30 protein-coding genes are annotated in these 21,811 nt (G+C 42.9%); 5 read left to right on the forward strand and 25 right to left on the reverse strand.

The window, feature by feature from the left end:
- The first annotated feature begins 2 nt into the window (after window positions 1-2).
- Window positions 3-770 carry a TrmH family RNA methyltransferase gene (locus tag GJV22_RS02665; RefSeq protein ID WP_205461725.1) on the forward strand — a complete coding sequence of 256 codons (768 nt, stop codon included), beginning with the start codon at window positions 3-5 and terminating at the stop codon, window positions 768-770.
- An 85-nt stretch (window positions 771-855) separates the two neighbouring features.
- On the opposite strand, the gene GJV22_RS02670 is transcribed toward GJV22_RS02665, so the two are convergent.
- From GJV22_RS02670 to GJV22_RS02685, 4 genes are all read right to left on the reverse strand, one after another.
- Window positions 856-2,409 (reverse strand): NAD(P)/FAD-dependent oxidoreductase, encoded by a 1,554-nt coding sequence (locus GJV22_RS02670; RefSeq protein WP_163708309.1) that lies wholly within the window; start codon window positions 2,407-2,409, stop codon window positions 856-858.
- A gap of 60 nt (window positions 2,410-2,469) precedes the next feature.
- Window positions 2,470-3,252 carry a type IX secretion/gliding motility protein PorT/SprT gene (gene porT / locus GJV22_RS02675; protein WP_163708311.1) on the reverse strand — a complete coding sequence of 261 codons (783 nt, stop codon included), beginning with the start codon at window positions 3,250-3,252 and terminating at the stop codon, window positions 2,470-2,472.
- 75 nt (window positions 3,253-3,327) lie between these two features.
- Window positions 3,328-4,050 (reverse strand): bifunctional demethylmenaquinone methyltransferase/2-methoxy-6-polyprenyl-1,4-benzoquinol methylase UbiE, encoded by a 723-nt coding sequence (ubiE, locus tag GJV22_RS02680; protein ID WP_163708315.1) that lies wholly within the window; start codon window positions 4,048-4,050, stop codon window positions 3,328-3,330.
- The gene (locus GJV22_RS02685; RefSeq protein WP_163708320.1) at window positions 4,050-5,087 is read right to left on the reverse strand and encodes an AIR synthase-related protein; all 1,038 of its coding nucleotides are present in this window, start codon (window positions 5,085-5,087) and stop codon (window positions 4,050-4,052) included. Before GJV22_RS02685 ends, ubiE begins: the two co-directional genes overlap by 1 nt.
- Before the next feature lie 111 nt (window positions 5,088-5,198).
- Between GJV22_RS02685 and GJV22_RS02690 the strand changes: the two genes are divergently transcribed.
- Window positions 5,199-5,957, forward strand: a complete 759-nt coding sequence (locus tag GJV22_RS02690) for an SDR family NAD(P)-dependent oxidoreductase (protein WP_163708322.1) — start codon at window positions 5,199-5,201, stop codon at window positions 5,955-5,957.
- 79 nt (window positions 5,958-6,036) lie between these two features.
- Complete coding sequence (locus GJV22_RS02695; RefSeq protein ID WP_163708325.1) at window positions 6,037-7,116, forward strand: Ldh family oxidoreductase; 1,080 nt, start codon at window positions 6,037-6,039, stop codon at window positions 7,114-7,116.
- A gap of 97 nt (window positions 7,117-7,213) precedes the next feature.
- Here the strand turns inward: GJV22_RS02695 and GJV22_RS02700 are convergent, their stop codons facing one another.
- The 4 genes from GJV22_RS02700 to GJV22_RS02715 form a co-directional block, all read right to left on the reverse strand.
- A complete protein-coding gene (locus tag GJV22_RS02700) occupies window positions 7,214-8,173 on the reverse strand; it encodes a sugar kinase (protein WP_163708328.1) in 960 nt (319 codons plus the stop codon).
- Between the two features lie 513 nt (window positions 8,174-8,686).
- Entirely contained in the window at window positions 8,687-9,736 is a 1,050-nt protein-coding gene (locus GJV22_RS02705) for a glycosyltransferase family 9 protein (RefSeq protein ID WP_163708330.1), read from the reverse strand.
- A gap of 1 nt (window position 9,737) precedes the next feature.
- Window positions 9,738-10,112 (reverse strand): DUF6165 family protein, encoded by a 375-nt coding sequence (locus GJV22_RS02710; protein WP_163708333.1) that lies wholly within the window; start codon window positions 10,110-10,112, stop codon window positions 9,738-9,740.
- Window positions 10,113-10,323: 211 nt separating this feature from the next.
- Window positions 10,324-11,307 carry a glycosyltransferase gene (locus GJV22_RS02715; RefSeq protein ID WP_163708336.1) on the reverse strand — a complete coding sequence of 328 codons (984 nt, stop codon included), beginning with the start codon at window positions 11,305-11,307 and terminating at the stop codon, window positions 10,324-10,326.
- Between the two features lie 221 nt (window positions 11,308-11,528).
- Here GJV22_RS02715 and GJV22_RS02720 point away from each other — a divergent pair, with 221 nt between their 5' ends.
- Together GJV22_RS02720 and GJV22_RS02725 are read left to right on the forward strand one after the other, a co-directional pair.
- Window positions 11,529-12,566: a sensor histidine kinase gene (locus tag GJV22_RS02720; RefSeq protein WP_163708340.1), complete on the forward strand. Its 1,038-nt coding sequence runs from the start codon at window positions 11,529-11,531 to the stop codon at window positions 12,564-12,566.
- 14 nt (window positions 12,567-12,580) lie between these two features.
- Window positions 12,581-13,300 carry a LytR/AlgR family response regulator transcription factor gene (locus tag GJV22_RS02725; RefSeq protein WP_163708343.1) on the forward strand — a complete coding sequence of 240 codons (720 nt, stop codon included), beginning with the start codon at window positions 12,581-12,583 and terminating at the stop codon, window positions 13,298-13,300.
- 51 nt (window positions 13,301-13,351) lie between these two features.
- Here the strand turns inward: GJV22_RS02725 and rplQ are convergent, their stop codons facing one another.
- The 17 genes from rplQ to rplX form a co-directional block, all read right to left on the reverse strand.
- Complete coding sequence (gene rplQ / locus GJV22_RS02730; protein ID WP_163708346.1) at window positions 13,352-13,873, reverse strand: 50S ribosomal protein L17; 522 nt, start codon at window positions 13,871-13,873, stop codon at window positions 13,352-13,354.
- 6 nt (window positions 13,874-13,879) lie between these two features.
- Complete coding sequence (locus GJV22_RS02735) at window positions 13,880-14,872, reverse strand: DNA-directed RNA polymerase subunit alpha (protein ID WP_163708348.1); 993 nt, start codon at window positions 14,870-14,872, stop codon at window positions 13,880-13,882.
- Between the two features lie 20 nt (window positions 14,873-14,892).
- Window positions 14,893-15,501 carry a 30S ribosomal protein S4 gene (gene rpsD / locus GJV22_RS02740; RefSeq protein ID WP_163708351.1) on the reverse strand — a complete coding sequence of 203 codons (609 nt, stop codon included), beginning with the start codon at window positions 15,499-15,501 and terminating at the stop codon, window positions 14,893-14,895.
- 18 nt (window positions 15,502-15,519) lie between these two features.
- Window positions 15,520-15,909 carry a 30S ribosomal protein S11 gene (gene rpsK / locus GJV22_RS02745; protein WP_163708355.1) on the reverse strand — a complete coding sequence of 130 codons (390 nt, stop codon included), beginning with the start codon at window positions 15,907-15,909 and terminating at the stop codon, window positions 15,520-15,522.
- 14 nt (window positions 15,910-15,923) lie between these two features.
- Window positions 15,924-16,301: a 30S ribosomal protein S13 gene (gene rpsM / locus GJV22_RS02750; protein ID WP_163708359.1), complete on the reverse strand. Its 378-nt coding sequence runs from the start codon at window positions 16,299-16,301 to the stop codon at window positions 15,924-15,926.
- Window positions 16,302-16,328: 27 nt separating this feature from the next.
- On the reverse strand, window positions 16,329-16,445 hold the full coding sequence (gene ykgO / locus GJV22_RS02755; RefSeq protein ID WP_081782363.1) for a type B 50S ribosomal protein L36: 117 nt from the start codon (window positions 16,443-16,445) through the stop codon (window positions 16,329-16,331).
- Between the two features lie 10 nt (window positions 16,446-16,455).
- Entirely contained in the window at window positions 16,456-16,677 is a 222-nt protein-coding gene (infA, locus tag GJV22_RS02760; RefSeq protein WP_107820959.1) for a translation initiation factor IF-1, read from the reverse strand.
- 83 nt (window positions 16,678-16,760) lie between these two features.
- The gene (gene secY, locus GJV22_RS02765; protein ID WP_163708362.1) at window positions 16,761-18,104 is read right to left on the reverse strand and encodes a preprotein translocase subunit SecY; all 1,344 of its coding nucleotides are present in this window, start codon (window positions 18,102-18,104) and stop codon (window positions 16,761-16,763) included.
- 5 nt (window positions 18,105-18,109) lie between these two features.
- Window positions 18,110-18,556 (reverse strand): 50S ribosomal protein L15, encoded by a 447-nt coding sequence (gene rplO, locus GJV22_RS02770; RefSeq protein WP_163708365.1) that lies wholly within the window; start codon window positions 18,554-18,556, stop codon window positions 18,110-18,112.
- Between the two features lie 20 nt (window positions 18,557-18,576).
- On the reverse strand, window positions 18,577-18,756 hold the full coding sequence (gene rpmD / locus GJV22_RS02775) for a 50S ribosomal protein L30 (RefSeq protein WP_163708368.1): 180 nt from the start codon (window positions 18,754-18,756) through the stop codon (window positions 18,577-18,579).
- A 5-nt stretch (window positions 18,757-18,761) separates the two neighbouring features.
- Window positions 18,762-19,277 (reverse strand): 30S ribosomal protein S5, encoded by a 516-nt coding sequence (rpsE, locus tag GJV22_RS02780; RefSeq protein ID WP_163708371.1) that lies wholly within the window; start codon window positions 19,275-19,277, stop codon window positions 18,762-18,764.
- Between the two features lie 5 nt (window positions 19,278-19,282).
- A complete protein-coding gene (rplR, locus tag GJV22_RS02785) occupies window positions 19,283-19,639 on the reverse strand; it encodes a 50S ribosomal protein L18 (protein ID WP_163708374.1) in 357 nt (118 codons plus the stop codon).
- A gap of 14 nt (window positions 19,640-19,653) precedes the next feature.
- Window positions 19,654-20,211 carry a 50S ribosomal protein L6 gene (rplF, locus tag GJV22_RS02790; protein ID WP_163708377.1) on the reverse strand — a complete coding sequence of 186 codons (558 nt, stop codon included), beginning with the start codon at window positions 20,209-20,211 and terminating at the stop codon, window positions 19,654-19,656.
- Between the two features lie 15 nt (window positions 20,212-20,226).
- On the reverse strand, window positions 20,227-20,625 hold the full coding sequence (gene rpsH, locus GJV22_RS02795; RefSeq protein WP_317168670.1) for a 30S ribosomal protein S8: 399 nt from the start codon (window positions 20,623-20,625) through the stop codon (window positions 20,227-20,229).
- A gap of 26 nt (window positions 20,626-20,651) precedes the next feature.
- The gene (gene rpsN / locus GJV22_RS02800) at window positions 20,652-20,921 is read right to left on the reverse strand and encodes a 30S ribosomal protein S14 (protein ID WP_163708383.1); all 270 of its coding nucleotides are present in this window, start codon (window positions 20,919-20,921) and stop codon (window positions 20,652-20,654) included.
- A gap of 3 nt (window positions 20,922-20,924) precedes the next feature.
- Window positions 20,925-21,482 carry a 50S ribosomal protein L5 gene (rplE, locus tag GJV22_RS02805; protein WP_163708385.1) on the reverse strand — a complete coding sequence of 186 codons (558 nt, stop codon included), beginning with the start codon at window positions 21,480-21,482 and terminating at the stop codon, window positions 20,925-20,927.
- Window positions 21,482-21,805, reverse strand: a complete 324-nt coding sequence (gene rplX / locus GJV22_RS02810; RefSeq protein WP_163708388.1) for a 50S ribosomal protein L24 — start codon at window positions 21,803-21,805, stop codon at window positions 21,482-21,484. The genes rplE and rplX overlap by 1 nt, the downstream gene beginning before the upstream one ends.
- Between the last annotated feature and the right edge of the window lie 6 nt (window positions 21,806-21,811).

A 21,811-nucleotide genomic window follows, 5' to 3' on the forward strand; every position in this document is an offset into this window, starting at 1 on the left:
TCATGCTGAGTAAAAACAAAATCAAGTTTATCCAGTCGCTGGCCCGCAAAAAGAACCGCGAGGCCGAAAAGCTGTTTTTGGTTGAAGGCGATAAAATGGTGGCCGAAGCCTTGGAGTCGCCCCTCTCGGTGCGTCTGCTCTGTGCTACCGACGAATTTTTAGCAGACAATCCCAAACTGGCAACAAAGGCTGCTGAAGTTGTTGAAGCCACCGACGACGAAATTCGCAAGGCGAGTTTACTGCAGTCGCCGCAACACGCGCTGGCGGTAGTAGCCATGCCTGAAGTTCAGTTCGACCCGAATACCCTGAACAACCAGCTCAGCCTGGCACTCGATTTTATTCAGGATCCCGGCAACCTGGGCACCATCATCCGCTTGGCCGACTGGTTTGGCATCGAACAGCTGCTGTGCTCCGAAAATACGGTCGATTGTTTTAATCCAAAGGTGATTCAAGCAAGTATGGGAGCAATCTTCCGGGTAAAGGTTCATTACCTCAATTTACCGGACAGCTTGCAACAAGCCCAAAAGCATAAGCTGCCTGTTTACGGCGCTTTCCTCGAAGGACAGAACATCTATCAGCACCAACTCAGCGAAACTGGAATTTTAGTGATGGGTAACGAAGGAAACGGCATCAGCCCTGAAGTGGAACAGGCGGTTACCGAAAAGATTCACATCCCATCGTTCGCCTCCAACGAAACCGGCAGCGAGTCGCTGAACGTATCCATGGCAACGGGAATCTGCTTATCGGAGTTCCGCAGAAGACAAATTTAAGTTGACAGTCGCAGTTTACAGGCCCGCTCTGAGGATGATTATTGGATAGCTGTGATGACAACCGAGGCTGAGACTCTCCTTTTCTTTATTTCAGTTTTTCGGCCAGCGCATCAGCACAGCGCTCCCCGTCAATAGCCGACGAGGCAATCCCTCCGGCATAACCGGCTCCTTCGCCACAGGGATATAAGTTTTTAACCCGAATGTGTTGCAAGCTTTCCTCATCGCGAGGAATTCTCAATGGCGAGGAAGTTCGGGACTCAACGCCAACGACTACCCCCTGATCCGTATGAAACCCACGGGCTTTCCGATCCATCTCAACGATCCCCTCCCGCAAACGGGAACTGATTCGTTTGGGCAATTTCTCGTGAAGCGAAGACGAGACCAAGCCCGGAGTATATGACGAGTCCGGCAAATCGGCTGACCGACGACCCGCCACAAAATCGCTGATTCGTTGTGCGGGAGCAAACTGGCTATGCCCGTTTAATTGAAAACACAGCTTTTCGACCGACTTTTGAAACTCCAGTCCGGCAAAAACACCATAATGCTGAAATTCCCGCAGATCTTCAGGCCGCACTTCGACCACCAAACCGGAATTCGCAAAAGGCGAGTTACGTTTGGATGCCGACATGCCATTCACAACCAGCTCGCCGGGAGCAGTTGCTGCCGGAACGATAAAACCGCCGGGGCACATGCAAAATGAGTAAACACCCCGATCATTCACTTGCTCAACAAACGAATAAGTTGCTGCGGGCAAATACGGCCCCCGGTTATCCTGATGATATTGAATCGTATCGATTAGAGCCTGTGGATGTTCAATCCGAACACCCATGGCAAAGGTTTTGGCTTCCAGGTTCACGCCATTCCGGTAAAGCATTTCATAAATATCGCGTGCCGAATGGCCGGTTGCCAACACCACTGAAGCACACTCAAAGCGATTACCGTCATTTAAAACCAACCCGGTGCATTGGTCCCCTTTCAGAATCAGATCGGTGACGCGTGAATTGAAATAAATTTCCCCGCCGCTGGCCAAAATTTGTTCGCGGATACGAGCGATAACGCCCGGTAGTTTATTGGTTCCAATGTGTGGATGAGCATCAATCAGTATTTGCGGGTCGGCACCAAACTGGACGAGAATTTCAAGAATCTTTTCAACGCTCCCGCGCTTTTTCGACCGGGTATACAACTTACCGTCCGAAAACGTACCGGCTCCACCTTCGCCATAGCCATAGTTCGAATCCGGATCAACCAAATGTTCCCGATGGATTTTAGCGATGTCCCGTTTCCGATCGCTTACATTTTTCCCGCGTTCAAAAATCACCGGTTTATATCCGAGCTCAATCAAGCGAAGCGCCGCAAATAAGCCTGCAGGGCCACTGCCAACAATTCCGACAGGAGTTTTTCCGCTTACATTTCCGTAGTGATAGGTCTGATGTTCAACTTCGGGCTCTTCACCCATATAAACCCGAACACCCAAGTTGATTTTAATCTGTCGTTGCCGGGCATCAATCGATCGGCGCCGAACCACAATTGCACCAATCTCAGTTGGGTCAACCCCTAATTTCGAAGCAACAACAGGGCGGTAATACGTTTCGTCTGAAGCCTGTTTAGGCGTCAATGATAAGTTGAAATCTTTCTTCATGCACAGTCAAATAGCTTGACCGCAAAATTAGGGATAAAACGGGAATAATAGCAGGATGAATTATTCGAAATGAAAACTAAGCGTGAAGATGTTCGAACTGATACTTTTGATGGATTGAGAATAATATTTCCGTTGCTCAATCGGTGGGTCTCCAATCAGGTTGTTCAAACCCAAACTGACTTTCAGCTCGGTTGAAAAACGGAAGAAACGCAAATAGCTGTCCAAGCCTATCCCCGCTTCGAGGAACACACCGCCTTTTTTCAGTTGGACCAAATCTTCTTCCCCTGACTTTGAAATATCGATGCGATAGGCCAAACCTCCAATAATGTATGGACGCTGGTTGTTCAGTCGGCTCGATTTATACTTCACCATTACAGGAAAATCCAGGTAAGTCGATTTCACCGAGACAAACTCCAGGTCCGTCGTTCCCGCATACATGTCGTATACCGGCAAATAATTTCCGTTTTTTGAATAGATGAGATTTCGCTCCCCAAAAGATAGTCCGGGCAGAAAACGCAAATCGAAATATTCGCCCAATCGGAGGTTCATAACAACAGCGACAGTCAATCCGGGACTTGTTGTGGCGATGTCAGAGCGAACAGTATCTTCATAATGAACCTGTCCTCCATCCGGATTAGTATGTGTCAGATCTTCCACAAAATCGGTATTACTACCAATTGGAGACCAATGCTCCAGTCTGTAGTCCTGAACATTCAATCCCAAGCTAAAGCCAAAGTGAATTTTCTTGTTGTCGAAGTTGGTCAAGTGCAACACATGCGGCTTCTGGGCAAAGCTCGCAAAGCCCAACAAAATGAATATGACGAATGTGATTTGTTTTTTCAAAGGGTACACGTTTGCATTCTTATTCAAAACACGAATTTTACAAAAATATTGTACTGCGTCCCTTTAAAACCGAATTTATTTCTGAGCCAGGTAGATCGTCGCAATTCCCGAAGTCAACCGCCATTGCCGGCTTTCGGAAAAGCCACAATTCGTCAGAATATTCAAAAAATCCTGATCATCGGGAAAAGCCATTACCGACTCGGGCAAATAGCTGTAAGCCGATGCATCTTTAGAAATCATTCCTCCCAAAAGTGGCAAAATATGAAAGAAATAAAACTTATAAAGCTGCTTGAACGGAAAATATTTGGGTTTCGAAAATTCCAAAACAATAGCCACTCCTCCCGGTTTTAACACGCGATGAAATTCCTGTAAGCCTTTCTCCAGATGTTCAAAATTGCGCACTCCAAAAGCTACGGTAATCGCATCGAATGATGCATCATCAAAAGGCATATCCTCCGAATCACCTTTTTTGAAGCTGATAAGGTGATCAAGCTTCAGGCGCTTCACCTTTTCCGCTCCAACTTTAATCATCTGCTCCGACAAATCGAAACCAACAATCTCCTTGGGAGCAATGCGTGACGCTTCTATCGCAAAATCGCCTGTTCCGGTAGCAACATCCAGTAAACGCGATGGATTGTAGGCCTTTAAAATGCGAACGGCTTTTTTACGCCATAACTTATCAATTCCCAAACTTAAAAAGTGATTCAGGAAATCATATTTGGGAGCAATATTGTCGAACATCTGCTCGACCTGCTGCTTCTTATTTTTTTCGGAATCCTGGTACGGTGAGACTGCCATTAAACGATTGGATTCATTTTATCAATAAAACCGAACGATTCATCATCAATCCGGATTTCGCCTTTGGTTACATGGCCAAGGGTGAAGAATGGTAATTTTGTTGTGCTCATATAATCGACAAAATCATCTGCCTTATCACGTGGCACTCCAACAATCAGGCGTCCCATTGATTCGCCAAACAAGAAGGCATCACGGCGAATCTCTGCATCTGTTGTTATATCAAAGCCGAACTTGGTTGGCATTCCCGCGCGAAGCAAGGAGAAAAACAACCCACCTTTTCCTACCGGGCTGGCAGAACTGATCAGTTTTTGATCAATCAATCCACACATCACGCCGTGTAACTCAGCTTCTCTGTCAATATCGAATACAGGCAGCGCCGATTCTCCAATTTCATGGTAAAACTCCAGATATTCTGAAGAGTTGATATCGTCGTAAGATTGACCAATTACAAATATGTTGTTACCTTTCGATTTAAACTGGTGAGTCAGCACCTTGTCCTTATCGCTCACACTTCCCATCATACTGATGATAATGGTTGGCAAAACAGGGCCATGTGCTGAAAAATGGTCGAAACGGATTTTACGATCCGAGACTTTCACTCCAAATTTGGCAGCGGCATTTTCCAACCCTTTTTTCGCACCCGATGCAATAAACTGCCCGTTCGGATCAGCAATATTAATGTGATACAGGAACGCACTTACCGCTTGTGGTTTTGCTCCAAAGCAAATCATCCGGCGGGCGGCACGACTGATCAAAATTTCCGTTGCTGTCTTGGGATCGCTTTCCAGGTGATGATGGAAGGCGTGTGTTGTCATCGACATGACCTGCCCGTTGTCGGTTGTAAAGATTCCGGCGTCATCGGTATCGTCGCTGGCCAAACTCTCAAGCTCTACCCCTTCATCACTAAAATCGTTGAAGTAATTAACCGGTGCCAAATTCGGATTGACCATTAGGTTAAAAACAATTTCATGAATATCTTTGGGCTCTTCAATCTGATCGATAGAGAATACCTCTTTATTTTCAGTAATTTCAGCCATAATAGGTTTATTTAAAGCTTGAATAATGAAAACAAAAATAGTCAAGTAGTTGATTTTTCCGAACAAAATGGGAATATTAATTTACTGGCAACAGATTCAAATCAAAACAAAATGACAAAAAAAATTGCCTTAATCACCGGAGCGACAGCAGGAATCGGACTTGAGACAGCCCGGATTCTGGCTAAAAACAGTTATAATTTGATTTTGACCGGACGCCGAAAAGATCGTCTTGAAGAGCTAAAAGCAGAACTAAGTTCAGATAGCGTTGAAATTGAGCTGCTTCAGTTTGATGTTCGCTCAAAGCTTGCAGTAGACGAGGCGTTGGCTAGTCTTCCGGCCGACTGGAAAAAAATTGATCTGTTGGTCAACAATGCGGGCCTTGCTGCAGGCATGGATCCGGTGAACAACGCAGATGTTGATGATTGGGAACAAATGATTGACACCAACGTGAAGGGATTGCTGTACGTTACGCGTACCGTTTCAAACTGGATGATTGACCGGCAAAGTGGCCACATTATCAGTATTTCATCCATTGCCGGGAAAGAAGCTTATCCGATGGGATCGGTTTACTGCGGAACCAAACATGCCGTTTCGGCCATTAGCAAGGCCATGCGCATTGAGCTCGCCCCACACAATATTAAAGTAAGCACCGTATGCCCGGGAGCCGTTGAAACGGAATTTTCACTGGTGCGCTTCAAAGGTGATGAAGAACGGGCCTCGAAGGTGTACGATGGATTCACCCCCTTGTTTGCGAAAGACATTGCCGAAACCATTTATTTTGTTGTTTCACGTCCGGCACACGTCAATATCGACGACATTCTGGTGATGCCGACAGCACAAGCGTCGGCCCGCGATTTTGTACGAAAATAATCCTGGCAAAACCAAAAAGATGACGAGAGACTAATTTCTTTCTCTCGTCTAAAATCTAATATCTAAAAGTCTAGTTTAAATGACAATATCAGCATCATATTTAAAAGAATTTACCCAACAGGTATTCGAAAAAATGGGTTGTCCTCCGGCTCAGGCCGCTGAGGCTGCCGACTGTTTAAATCAAGCCGACCTGCGTGGAGTAGATTCACACGGGGTTGCCCGGCTAAGTGGTTACATTCGCCTTTGGGAACAAAAGCGCCTGAATGCCACGCCTCAAATGAAAATAGTACACGAAACACCTTCAACTGCGGTGTTGGATGGTGACCTCGGTCTCGGACTGGTAACTGCTCCTGAGGCCATGCGCATAGCCATGAACAAAGCCCGGACAGCCGGTAGCGGATGGGTTGCCGTCAAAAACTCGAACCATTTCGGTATTGCCGGCTTCCACGCCATGATGGCACTCGAAGGTGACATGGTTGGAATTGCACTGACGAATGCCAGCCCACTGGTGTCACCAACCTTCTCAAAAAGCCGGTTTTTGGGAACAAATCCGATTGCAGTAGCCATTCCGGCCAACGAAGAACCTCCCGTTGTCATTGACATGGCGACAACCACTGTGGCAAACGGTAAGCTGGAAGTTTTGCAGCGCAAAGGTGAAAATGCCCCCGAAGGTTGGGCACAGGATAAAGATGGAAATCCAACCACCGACCCTTTCATTTTGAAAAAAGGTGGATCGATGTTGCCGCTCGGTGGTGATCGTCAGCATGGCGGACACAAAGGCTATTGTCTGGGGGCGATGGTCGACATCTTCTCTGCAGTTTTATCGGGTGCCAACTACGGCCCATGGGTTCCTCCATTCGTAGCTTTCCTCGATCCGCCGGAGAACCCGGTTGGCGAAGGTATCGGTCACTTTGTAGGCGCATTCCGTGTGGACGCTTTCCGCCCGGCCGATGAGTTTAAAGCACATATGGATAACTGGATCAAAACCTTCCGGAATGCTGAAGTTTCAGAAGGACAAGAGCGAGTGCTCGTACCTGGTGACCCGGAACGGGAGCTCACTGCCGAACGGTTGAAAAACGGAATACCTGTTCAGGAAGCCGTTATTGAAGACCTAAAAACATTGGCTGAAAAATTCGGACTAACCTTCGATCCGAAATAAAAATACAATCGCTGAAAAAGTGAAAAGGCTTTCCATGTGGAAAGCCTTATTTTATTGTTGTTTCGATACAGTTTGACGTTCAGTTCAGTCTCCTCATCTATCGGTCGACAGATTTAATTTTACCCGTAAAGGCAAGCAACTGGTTGTAGCTTGGGTAACCTTCACTATCGCCACGCACCAGCGTTGCCATAGCTCCAACACCGTTGGCATAATCGCCTGCTTCCTGAATATTCATGCCTTTCAGACGGCTACTCAGATAGCCTGCGGCAAAGCCGTCACCGGCACCTACGGTATCTTCCAGTTTTTCGACAATATATCCCGGCACAAATTCGCAAATATGACCATCAGATACCATACAGCCTTCCTTGCCTAACTTTAAAGCAATCTCGCTAACGCCCATGTCATGAAATGCTTTAAATATCTCTTGGGTATCGGTTGTTCCAAGCAATAATTCCGACTCGTCAATTCCCGGAAACAGGATATCTGTTTGCTTACAAATTTCAAGAATGGTTTCTTTTGCTTGCTCAATCGGCCAAAGCTTCAGACGTATATTGGGATCAAAAGATACCTTGACTCCGGCTTCTCTTGCTATTTTTATTGCTTCGAATACGGTCTCTTTAGCCGATTGACTGATTGCAGGAGTAATACCTGTAAGGTGTAAAATTTGAGCACTTTCAATATACTCTTTATCCAAGTCTGTCGGTTTGATAAAGCTAGCCGCGGAATTTTTTCGGTAGTAATAAACATTGGGATTTACATGCTCAAACAGCTCCTTGAATAAGAGTCCGGTCTGATGTTCCGTATCCTCTACAACACGCGACACGTCAACTCCTTCTCCCCGAACCATAAACCGGATGTAACGCCCAAACTCGTCGTGTCCTAATTTTGAAAACCAGCCGACTTTGTGCCCAAGTCGTGCCAAAGCAATCGCGACATTGGCTTCTGCTCCCGCAATTGATTTCGTAAAATTGTGAATGTGTCTCAACGGTCCTTTATCACCGGGACTAAATAACACCATCGCCTCACCAAAAGTGATCACTTCTAAATTTTTATCCATTATCCTTCGCCTCCGTTTTTTTTTTTTGAAATTCAGGTATTATTAGTTAAGCCTGATGTACCGGCCACAAAATTAATTGATTTCAGATCAAACTTCCGGGATACGAGTCAAATGATGGTTAAATTTTAAGCCGAATAGTGGCGCCGTGTTGCTTAATCTCACCACTTCTTTTTCAAAACAGACTGTTTGGTGCTTTGGGATGAACGTCTAAAACCCCGTTTTCGCCGGGGGAAGTCTTGGATAAACTTCCAACACTCGCCCTCTCAGGAAAATTGCTTTTGGAAGTTTGTCCATTGGCTCCCCACCCCGGAGGTAGAGCTTTCGAAGTTTGTCCATTGCCCGCCTTCCGCTGAGGTGAAGCTTTAGACGTTCTTCCAAAGCTTGCCCTCCCGGAAAGTCATCGTTTGGAAGTTCTTCCAAAGCTTGCCCACCTGATTTGTCTGTGTTTGGAAGTCCTTCCAAAGCATCTGCTCCCGACAGGCTAATGGAAGGATGTCCATCCGGAAATTCGATTTAGTTGGGAAGGGTCTGCCCCAGGATAAAGCCTACCCGTTCGGCAACCTGGCTAACGGGAATGTATTTCATACAACGGACATCGCCGTAAATACATTTCTTGTTACCAAAAACAGAACAAGGCCGGCAATTGATCTCATGCCCGGTATATTGAATGAGGTATTCTTCGGGTTGATGATAAGGTGCAAAGCCCAGCGAGGGATGTGTTGCTCCCCAAATGGAAACAACCGGAATACCGGCCATCGCAGCCAGATGCATGTTCGCCGAATCCATCGAAATCATGATATCCAAATGCGGAAGCAGCTTTATCTCGTCCGTAAATTTTATGTGGTGTCCGGCAACCAAACAGTTTGAAAATTCGCCTGCCAATTGATCGAGGATTTCCAATTCAGCTTTGCCACCACCAAACAAAATCACTTTCGACTTTGGAATTTCGCTAAATAGTTTCAGTAAATCATGGGTCTTATCGGCTCCCCAAACCTTTTGCTGATGCTTGGCAAAGGGTGCTACACCGATCAGCACTTTTGTACTTTTCGAATCAATTTCCAGCAAATCCAGCGCATCATCCCGCGAGCTTTCGGGAAACAGGGGTGGTTTGGGCATAATAAAGCGGTAACCGGCACTGGAGAAAGCAGCCGCATACCGATCGATCGATGATGGTAGCTGCTTGTGTAATTTATTGTGAACAGCCTCTTTCTTATCTTCCCGCCCCTTTTGAAAGCAATTCACCTGGTAACCGCCTCTGCGGAAAAAGAAATTCAGCACATGTGTCCGTAAAACCTGATGTAAATCGAAAACCTCGTCCGGATTGATTTCCTTTTTGAGTTGCCGATAAAGACGGTACAATCCGCGGACTCCTTTATGCTTTCCCTTTAAATCGACTGAAACAAGATGCAGACGATCGACTCCCTCGAAAACAGGAAACAAAAAAGGCTGGGTAAGTAAGTGAATTTCCAGCTCTGCGTTCGACTCCAATAAGCCTTTCAAAACCGGGAGAAGCATAACCACATCGCCCATAGCCGAGAACCGGTACACCAAAATCCGCTTCATATTAAACGTAGTCTTCGTAAGATTTTTCTTCGATCAATGAAGAACCTGTCAATTCGTTGATTTTGCGCTTCACATCCGAACGTTTGTCATTGGTAAAGTAAACCGAGCGGGCCACTTCGACAAATTCAGCACCAAAATCTTTCGCTTTTTCCAATTCGCGAATGCGGTCTTCGATATCCCACAATTTCTTATTGATCGTCAAAAGCTCTTGATATAGCGGGTGATCTTTAGCAATGATTTTCGCAACCGCTTCATCCAAAACTGCAAATTCAGCTTTTAAATTCACCAGTTTCTTTTCGTCTTTGATATTCTCCAACTTGATTTCAATGATGGTCAATTTATCAGCAATCTCACCGTTTGATACTTCTATTTTCATTTTCGTCTAGTGTTTGATTTTCGTCTTAATCTCAAAATGTGCAAGCAAAGTTAATCATTTCGAAAAACCGGCAAGCTATACTGAAAACGCAAAAGCTTTTCAAATAGGCTAAACCACTTGATTCAAGCGACATAAACAAGCGGGGAAAGACCAATAAAACAGATGTTTTAAAACAACAATGAACTTCTCGCAAGTTGACAAACGTACCTGTTTATTCTGAATATTTCTGGTAGTTAACCGATCGGGGGCTAACCCAAGTCCTATATCTTATAGCAGATATATAATTGCTTAATACGTTCAGATACAATCGTCCGTACGCATTCAACTTAGGTACAAAGAACAAAGGCAAACTCAATAAAGCCACGAATAAATTTCCGATTAGAAACCCAGCCGCCGTCATAAAGTGCATCAGAAAAGCCTTTAAGCCGGAAAAATGACGAGACACAAAAACGTGTTTCGAAATACGTACTTCAGCTTTTGTCAGAGCAGTCGTTCTGGGGTTAATTCGTGTGGCCCCTCCATGGTTGTGAATCATCGAGAATTGCCTTGTGAGCGCTACTTCCCCGCCGATCTCCCGAACGTTCCAACAAAATTCCACATCTTCATAATACAACCAATAATCATCGCACCAGCCGTTGGTTTTCCGGAAATTATCAGCACTGATCATCATGACCGAACCGGAAACCCAATCCGGATAAATCAGTTCTTTTTCAGCCTGAAACCGATCTTTCAATTCGCTCCCTTTCGCCATCTTATAAAAAGCTCGTGGTAGGCCATTTAAAGTTAATAAATCAGGAAACAAACCATACGGGTGTTCTTTTCTGCCCGAACTGTTTTGCTGGCTACATGACAGCAACGTAATCCCCGGGTCCCTTTCTATCGTATCAACCATCCCCCAAATAGCTTCAGCATTAGCGATGATGTCAGAATTCATAAAAAGCAAGTAATCGCCGTTGGCATGTGCAACTCCAAGGTTGCACCCATTGGAGAAACCATTATTGCCGGTATTCTGAATAAAACGGACAGTAGGAAAACGTCGTTGAAATTCATCAAGCTTCCCGTCGTTGGAAAAATTATCTATTACAATCGTTTCAAGCTGATAAATATCGGCGTTGATCTTTGACAGAGAATCAAGGCAAGTATTCAAATGCCTCCATCCACGATAATTAACGATTATTACAGAAACAGTAGTCACAATTGGTCTGATTGTATATTTGAAACAAAAATAGCTTAATGCCGCTAAATTCAAATCACTTTTGACATAAAGAATGCCAATTGCACTTCGGTGTTTTGCCCAATCGGTCTTAACACAATCTTTTTTATTTTGCAACAATCCGACAAAATGGGTAATTTGCAACAGAGTTTAACTCTCAATCTTCCGAAACAAATCAAAATCAAACGTTTAACAACACATCAATGTCTGATCGAACCAGATACCGCAAACTAAAAAATACCGGTCACATTCTATTTTGGATGGCCAGCCTCGCCTTTGCAATGCTCTCGTTCGATATTGTATCGGAACACAAGCTGAGCCTTACTCCCGATCTTTTCTTTAAAGCAATTATACTGAACATCGGATTTGCGCTAGCTGTGTACAGCAATCTATACCTGTTCATTCCCCGCTTACTAAAAAAACACAAGTACATATTCTATGTGTTCTGGCTCGTCCTAACATTATTTGGTTCAGCCTTGTTGGTTAGTGGAATTCTCTCTTGGGTTGAAAAAAGGGATCTGACCAGGCTACTGCTTTCCGCTAATTTCTTCACATCTGCTGGATATGTGTTTATCACCTCGTTAGCTAAATTTTTGACCGATTGGATTGAATTGCAAGACATTTCTCTGCGGTATCACAAAGCTGAACGACAGCGGCTGGAAGCCGAACTAAACACCTTGAAAGCACAGATTAATCCTCACTTTCTTTTTAATAGTTTGAATAATATTTACTCGTTGGCACTGGTGAATTCCGAAAAGACGCCACAACTTATCCTGAAGCTATCGGATTTGATGCGACATGTGCTCTACGAATCTCGAGAGAACTTTATTTCGCTAAAAAAGGAGATTGGTTTTGTAACAAATTTCATTGAACTGCAACGAATAAGGTTAAGCGATCAGGTTAAAATTGCATTTACCATTGAAGGAGAGCCTGCCGAACGAAAAATAATGCCACTCGTATTTGAGCCTTTTCTGGATAATGCATTCAAACACGGACCACGTTCATCAGGCGATGACGCCTATATCCGGATTTTGATTCGAATTCTGGAGAATGAGCTGGATTTTGAGATTACCAACAGCTTCAATGCTGCGGATATCCGTAAACCTAAAGGAGCACATGGCGTTGGGCTCGAAAACGTTAAACAGCGTCTGGCTATGCTGTACACAAAGAACGAGTACAAGCTAGATATTAACGGTCGTGAGAACGACTTTGAGGTGAAACTAAAGATTAAACTGAAATAAAAGAAACTCCGAAAATGCAAGTTAGAGCAATTATTGTAGACGATGAGCCTTTGGCCCGCCAAGTGATCACACAATACGCCAAAGACATTCCAAACCTGGAGATAGTGAGTACTTGTTCCAATGCTTTAGAGGCTAACAAAACCATTAAAGAAACCAAAGTGGATTTGATGTTTCTCGACGTGAATATGCCTAAATTGTCGGGGCTCGATTTTATTAAGAATCTCGATCATGCCCCGTTGGTTGTTCTAACAACGGCTTACACCGATTATGCCTTGGAGGGATATGAGCTCAATATTCTGGACTACCTGAAAAAGCCATTCGGCTTTGACCGCTTTTTTAAAGCCTTTCAGAAGGCTGAAGAGCAACTAAGCCTGCTCCACATGAAGGATGGGGCCAAACAACACCATGAATCGCCTGAATACATCTTTATCAAGTCGAATAAAAAAGCATTTCGGGTTGAAATTTCCAGCATCCGGATTATTGAAGGACTGGGAGACTACATTAAAATTCACACAGACAGCCAGCATTTGGTCACCAACTTATCGATGAAGAAAATGGAAGAGTTACTTCCATCGCGTGATTTCTTCCGGATCCATAAATCATTTATCATCCGAATGGACAGCATTCAATCAATCGAAGGAAACCAAGTTGAAATCTGCAAACAAAAATTACCTATCGGAAATAACTACCGCCAAAAGTTTAATGAACGAATTGAAGATCGTTATATAAAATGAAAAAAGCTGACCTTGCGGTCAGCTTTCTTTATGCAGAAAGGTTTAAAAACCTTATTCAGCTTTTGGTTCTTCGTTTTGTGCTTCCTCAGCAGCAGGTACTTCAGCTTTTGGCTCTTCAACAACCGGAGCAGCAGGAGCTGTTTCAGCTTTTTTGCTACCACCACGACGAGAACGACGTGATTTGGCTTTTGTTTCTTTTGCTTCAAGCATGTTTTCGTTGAAGTCAACCAATTCGATGATACACATTTCTGCGTCGTCTCCAAAACGGTTTCCTGTCTTCAAAATACGAGTATACCCACCCGGACGATCAGCTACTTTTTCAGCTACATCACGGAACAATTCAGCTACAGCAGTCTTGCTTTTCAAATAGCTGAACACAATACGACGTGAATGAGTCGTGTCATCTTTTGCTTTTGTAATAAGCGGCTCAACATACATCTTCAGTGCTTTCGCTTTCGCTGTAGTCGTGCTAATTCTCTTGTGGAAAATCAATGAATTAGCCATGTTCGACAACATTGCCTTGCGATGAGCACTTTTTCTTCCCAGATGGTTGAATTTTTTATTGTGTCTCATTTGTGCTTATTCCTTGTCTAATTTATACTTACTAATATCCATTCCGAAAGTCAGGTTCATAGCGTTGAGCAAGTCATCCAACTCTGTCAATGATTTCTTACCGAAGTTTCTGAATTTAAGCAAGTCGTTACGATTGTAAGTAACCAACTCACCCAAAGTCTCAACATCAGCAGCTTTCAAACAGTTCAGTGCACGAACCGAAAGATCCATATCAACCAATTTTGTTTTCAGAAGTTGACGCATATGCAATACTTCTTCGTCAAACTCTTCATTGGCAAATTTCTCATCTGAATCCAAGGTAATTTTTTCGTCAGAGAACAGCATGAAATGGTAAATCAGGATTTTTGCAGCTTCTTTCAGTGCATCTTTAGGATGAATTGAACCATCAGTTTTGATATCCAAAATCAACTTTTCATAGTCGGTTTTTTGCTCAACACGATAGTTCTCAACAGCATACTTCACATTCCGAATGGGTGTGAAGATCGAGTCAATCGGAATTAAACCAAACTCAGCATCTACCGGCTTGTTTTCAGCGCTGGGAACGTAACCACGACCTTTATTGATGGTAATTTCCATTTGCACTTTAACATCAGCTTCCATGCGGCAAATAACCAATTCTGGGTTTAATACCCGGAAACCGGTCATAAACTTGTTGATGTCGCCGGCAGTAAATGATTCCTGTCCGGTAATAGTGATAGAAACTTTTTCACTGTCCAGATCTTCGACTTCTTTTTTAAAACGAATTTGTTTCAGGTTAAGGATGATTTCAGTAACATCTTCCATCACGCCTTTAATGGTAGCAAATTCGTGGTCTACGCCTTCAATCTTAACTGTAGTGATTGCGTAGCCCTCCAAAGATGATAACAGGATTCTGCGTAGGGCATTGCCAATTGTAATACCATAACCAGGTTCCAATGGGCGAAATTCGAATTTACCGAACCGCTCATCAGATTCTACCATTATTACTTTGTCAGGTTTTTGGAACGCTAATATTGCCATAATAATACTGAGTAATTTTATTATTTAGAATACAACTCGACGATTAGTTGTTCTTTGATGTTTTCAGGAATTTCTTCCCTTTCAGGACGATTGATAAATTTACCAGTCATCGCTGCGCCATCCCATTCCAACCAAGCATGTTTGCTGTAACGGTGAGTAGTCAATGAATCGCTAATAATCTCCAATGATTTAGATTTTTCGCGAACACTAACGATATCACCCGGACGCAATTGGTATGAAGGAATGTTTACAATTTCGCCGTTAATAGTAATGTGCTTGTGAGAAACTAACTGACGAGCAGCAGCTCTCGAACGAGCCAAACCTAAACGGAAAACAACATTATCTAAACGAGATTCCAACAGTTGCAACAACACCTCACCTGTAATACCTTTAGAAGCCGAAGCTTTGTGGAACATGCGAGCAAATTGTTTTTCCAATACACCGTAAGTGTATTTTGCTTTCTGTTTTTCCTTTAACTGCAGGCCGTATTCTGATTTTTTACGACGACGGCTTGCTAACCCATGGAAACCGGGAGGATAATTTTTCTTTTCAAGTACTTTATCAGGGCCGAAAATTGGTTCACCAAATTTCCGCGCGATTTTTGATTTTGGTCCTCTATATCTTGCCATTATTCTACCAAATTAAGATTAAACACGTCTTCTTTTAGCTGGGCGACATCCGTTGTGTGGCAACGGAGTAACGTCAACGATTTCGTTAACCTGGATACCCACACTGTTAATAGCACGAATAGCTGATTCGCGTCCGTTTCCGGGTCCTTTAACAAAGACTTTTACTTTTCTGAGTCCTAAGTCGTATGCAGTTTTTGCACACTCTTCGGCAGCTACTTGTGCCGCATAAGGCGTATTTTTCTTTGAACCTCTAAAACCTTTTTTACCAGCCGATGACCAAGAGATAACTTCTCCGTTATTATTAGTCAATGAAATGATAATATTATTGAAAGAGGAATGAATGTGCGCCTGGCCGGTAGCTTCGATATTAACGACTCTCTTTTTAGTACTTCCAGATTTTTTTGCCATAACTTACCTATCGATTATTTAGTGGCTTTTTTCTTATTAGCTACAGTTTTCTTCTTACCCTTACGTGTGCGAGCATTATTTTTAGTGCCCTGTCCACGTACTGGAAGGCCAATACGATGACGGATTCCACGGTAGCAACCGATGTCCATCAGACGTTTAATGTTCAACTGGTTTTCAGAGCGAAGTTCACCCTCTACTTTGAAACTTTCGCTGATTACTTTACGAATGGCAGCAAACTGGTCATCATTCCAGTCTTTTACCTGCATATTTAAATCAACGCCAGCTTGTTCGAGGATATAGCGAGACCGGCTACGGCCAATGCCGAAAACGTAAGTCAATGCTATTTCACCTCTTTTATTATCAGGAATATCAACTCCAACAATACGAGCCATAAAACAAATTTTTACAAAGTTAATTAATTATCCTTGACGCTGTTTGAACTTAGGATTCTTTTTGTTGATCACGTACAAACGGCCTTTTCTGCGTACAATTTTACAGTCGGCACTGCGTTTTTTAATGGATACTCTTACTTTCATGATTCCTTATTTAATTTTTATATCTAAAAGTAATTCGCCCTTTAGTCAGATCATAAGGTGACATTTCTACTTTCACCTTATCTCCAGGAAGAATTTTGATATAATGCATCCGCATTTTACCAGAGATATGCGCTGTTATCACGTGTCCGTTTTCGAGCTCAACTCTAAACATGGCATTTGATAATGCTTCAATGATTGTTCCGTCTTGTTCTATCGAGGCTTGTTTTGCCATACTATACTTATCTTTTTATTTTATAACCGGTATAGTTTCCTATACCGGTTGATCTATTTTTTACAAAAAAGATGTTAAGACTATTAATACATTGCCGCACCACCTCCTGCACGACCTTTAATCCGACCTGATTTCATCAGACCATCATAATGGCGCATCAAAAGATGACTTTCAATTTGCTGTAATGTATCGAGCACAACACCTACCAAAATTAACAATGATGTACCGCCATAGAAGTAGGCGAACTGAGTGTTAATTCCGGCCATCATTGCAAATGCAGGCAAGATGGTTACGATGCCCAGGAAAATAGATCCGGGTAAAGTAATGCGAGACATAACGGTATCGAGGAACTCGACTGTCTTTTTTCCGGGCTTAACACCTGGAATAAATCCACCGTTTTTCTTCATGTCTTCAGCCATCTGAACAGGATTTACTGTAATGGCGGTGTAAAAATACGTAAACAATACAACCAATGCAAACTGCGAGAAGTTATACCAGAATCCAGTGTGGTTAGACATTGCAGAAGCAAATCCACTCATACTATCAGAGCTGGTAAAACCGGCAAGGCTAATTGGAACAAACATGATGGCTTGGGCAAAGATTATCGGCATTACCCCAGCAGCATTCACTTTTAACGGTATGTACTGACGTACGCCCCCGTATTGCTTATTTCCAACAATTCGTTTAGCATACTGAACTGGGATACGACGGGTACCTTGTACCAGTAGTATACTTCCCATGAATATGACGAATAAGAAAACAAACTCAACCAGGAACATGACCATACCACCACCTTGCTGTTCGATGCGTGAAATAAATTCTGCAAATACAGCAAATGGCAGACGGGCAATAATACCGATCATGATAATTAATGAAATACCGTTACCTATTCCTTTATCGGTGATGCGCTCACCCAACCACATAATAAACATAGACCCGGCAGTTAAAATAATAGTCGATGTTACTTTGAACATCCAGCCGCTAACTGCAAAGGCTTCTGCTGGTAATTGAAATGTTAAGTTGGCTAAATACGCAGGTGCCTGGAATAAAAGAATCAACACGGTCAGATAACGGGTTATCTGGTTGATTTTTCTTCTTCCTGATTCCCCTTCTTTTTGTAATCGTTGAAAGTAAGGGACGGCTATTCCCAATAACTGGATTACAATTGAAGCAGAAATGTAAGGCATGATCCCTAAAGCGAAAACGGACGCATTTGAAAAAGCACCTCCCGAGAACATATCCAATAACCCCAGCAACCCATCTGAAGTCTGTTGTTTCAATTGACCCAGTTGTGCAGGGTCGATTCCCGGTAATGCTACATACGATCCTAATCGATAAATTAAAAGAAGAAATAAGCTTAATCCCAAACGGGCTCTCAGGTCTTCGATTTTATAGATATTCTTTAGGGTTTCGATAAATTTTTTCATTCGGTTTAGAGTATTTCAGTGGTTCCTTCTAATTTTTCGATGGCTTCTTTTGCGCTTTTAGAAAACGCATGAGCTTTAACTTCCAATTTTACAGTTAAAGTTCCATTTCCCAAAATTTTAACACGGTCATTTTTTGAAGCCAGACCTGCATCAACCAACGATTGCACATCAATAGCTGAAAGCGATTTGCTTTCAGCCAATGTTTGCAATGTTTCGAGATTGATGGCTTTATATTCTACCCTGTTAACATTTTTGAATCCGAATTTAGGTACTACGCGTTGCAAAGGCATTTGACCACCTTCGAAACCACGAGTACGGCTATAGCCAGAGCGTGACTGAGCTCCTTTATGACCTCTGGTAGATGTACCACCACGTCCGGAACCTTGACCACGACCAATACGCTTCACCTTTTTAACGGATCCTGCTGCAGGTTTAAGATTATTTAATTCCATAATTGCAATCTTAAAATATTTTAAATTTCTTCGACTTTCAATAAGTGTTTCACTTTGTTTACCATACCCATGATAGCTGGTGAAGCTTCATGTTCAACAGAGTGATTCATCTTTTTAATACCTAGAGCTTCTACTGTCGCTTTTTGGCTCTTTTCGGAACCAATGATGCTCTTCACTAAAGTAACTTTAATTTTAGCCATAGTTCCTATCCTTTAAATACTTTTTCTAATGATACACCTCTGTGTTGAGCTACAGTATAAGCATCGCGCATTTCGAGCAATGCATTGAACGTAGCTTTTACCAAGTTGTGTGGGTTAGACGATCCTTTAGATTTCGCCAGGATGTCGTGTACACCAACACTCTCCAGTACAGCACGCATCGCACCACCGGCTTTTACTCCGGTACCGTGAGAAGCGGGTTTCAGGAACACATTAGCCCCACCAAATTTTGCAATTTGCTCGTGAGGGATTGTACCTTTATTAATAGGAATTTTCACCAAATTCTTCTTAGCAGCGTCAACACCTTTTGCGATAGCTGAAGTGACTTCACTTGCTTTACCAAGTCCCCAGCCTACAATGCCGTCTTCGTTACCAACAACTACAATTGCTGAAAAGCTGAATGTACGCCCCCCTTTGGTTACTTTTGTAACACGGTTAATAGCAACTAACCGGTCTTTCAATTCTATGTCTGTCGTTTTGACTTTCTTGATATTTCCTGACATAATTCTTAAAATTTAAGGCCACCTTCGCGGGCAGCATCAGCTAATTGTTTAACTCTTCCGTGATACAAGTAACCATTACGGTCGAATACTACATTAGAAACTCCGGCAGCAGCAGCTTTTTCAGCTAAAGCTTTACCTACTAAGGCAGCTTTTTCAGTTTTATTGCCTGCAACAGCGATAATTTCTTTGTCCAATGAAGAGACTGCTAACAAAGTTGTGCCTTGAAGGTCGTTTACCAATTGGGCATAAATTTGTTTGTTGCTGCGAAAGACATTCAAACGAGGTCTTTCGGCAGTTCCGGAAACGATTTTCCGGATTCTCTTTTTTATTCTAAATCTTCTTTGTTGTTTCGTTAAAGCCATGGTTTCAAATTTTACTATTTAGCACCTGCAGATTTACCGGCTTTGCGACGCAATACTTCGCCAACGAATTTCACACCTTTACCTTTGTATGGTTCAGGAGCTCTCAGTGAGCGAATTTTAGCGGCTACCTGGCCAATAAGCTGTTTGTCACAGCTCTTCAGAGTAACAGTTGGGTTGCTACGCTTATCGGTAACAGCTTCAACTTTAACTTCTGCCGGAAGTTCCAAATAAGTGTGGTGAGAATACCCCAGTACCAAGTCCAACAATTGACCTTGGTTTTCAGCACGGTACCCCACACCAACTAATTCTAATTTAATTTCGTAACCTGCAGAAACACCTACAACCATGTTGTTGATCAACGAACGGTACAAACCATGCAATGCACGGTGACGTTTTTGTTCTGTTGGGCGTTTAACCAATACCTGGCTTCCTTCTACGGCTACTTCAATCTCAGGGTCAACCTGTTGCGAAAGCTCGCCCAGTTTACCTTTAACAGTTACTACATTTTCTGGAGTTACGTTAATGGTTACGCCGGCTGGAACTTCGATTGGTAATTTACCTATCCTTGACATTGTCTTTCCTCCTTATTAATAAACGTAACATAAAACTTCTCCACCTACGCCTTGGCTCTGAGCTTCTTTGTCAGTCATTACACCTTTAGAAGTAGATAGAATTGCAATTCCCAAGCCGTTTAATACACGAGGAATGTTCTCGCTGTCGCAGTACTGTCTCAAACCAGGCTTACTTACCCTTTTGATTGACTTGATGGCCGGAGTTTTTGTTTCAGGGTGATATTTCAAGGCAATTTTGATGTTACCTTGGTAGTTCACTCCATCTTCAAATTTGAAATTCAGGATATAACCTTTTTCCTTCAGGATTTTAGTCATTTCCTTTTTTATGTTTGAAGCAGGAATATCCACCACGCGGTGTTTCGCTTTTTGGGCGTTACGGATGCGGGTTAGAAAATCTGCTATTGGGTCTGTAATTTTGCTCATTACTTTTCGATTATTGATTACCAACTAGCTTTTTTAACTCCCGGAATCAATCCAGCTGAAGCCATTTCGCGGAAGTTAATCCTTGAAATACCAAACTGACGAATATATCCTTTCGGACGTCCGGTTAATTTGCAACGGTTGTGCAAACGTACCCTTGATGAATTCTTAGGTAATTTTTGCAAGCCGATATAGTCACCTTCTGCTTTAAGTTGTGCCCTTTTTTCAGCGTATTTATCAACAAGTGCTGCCCTTTTTACTTCGCGGGCTTTCATGGATTCTTTTGCCATAGCTTAGTTCTTTTTTACGTTTTTAAAAGGTAAACCTAAAGTTTTCAACAAGGCGAAGCCTTCTTCATCTGTATCTGCAGAAGTAACGAAAGTAATGTTCATACCGTTGATACGGTTAACCTTGTCAATGTTGATTTCCGGGAAAATGATTTGTTCCGGGATACCCAAGGTATAGTTACCTTGTCCGTCCATTTTGCTCTCAATACCTTTGAAGTCACGAGTACGTGGCAAAGATACATTGATCAGACGATCCAAGAATTCATACATGCGCTCTTTACGAAGTGTTACACGAACCCCGATTGGCATCTTTTTCCGCAGTTTAAAGTTCGAAATATCCTTTTTCGATTTGGTTTGGACTGCCTTTTGTCCGACGATCATTGTCATTTCTTCTGTAGCAACTTCAATGATTTTCTTGTCGGCAATTGCAGCTCCAACTCCTTGGTTCAGGACAATTTTCGTCAATTTCGGAACCTGCATAACAGATTTGTAGTCGAATTCCTTCATTAAAGCAGGAATAACTTCTTCCGAATATTTTGTCTTAAGTGTCGGTGTATAAGCCATTACTTAATCTCCTCTCCAGATTTTTTTGAATAACGTACTAATTTACCGTTGTCGTCGAGTTTCCGCCCGATGCGGGTGCGTTTTCCTGATTTAGGATCAACCAACATCAAGTTAGAAATGTGGACTGGCGCTTCCTTTTCAACAATACCACCTTGTGGGTTTTCCGCATTTGGTTTGGTATGTTTTTTTACCATATTAACGCCCTCCACAATTGCTCTGTCTTTGTCGCGGATTACTTCCAGGACTTTTCCCTGACGGCCATTATCATTACCGGCAGTTACGACAACTGTGTCTCCTTTTTTGATATGTAATTTCTTCTGCATTTCTAT

Source organism: Mangrovibacterium lignilyticum, from assembly GCF_010882175.1.
Lineage (GTDB): Bacteria > Bacteroidota > Bacteroidia > Bacteroidales > Prolixibacteraceae > Mangrovibacterium > Mangrovibacterium lignilyticum.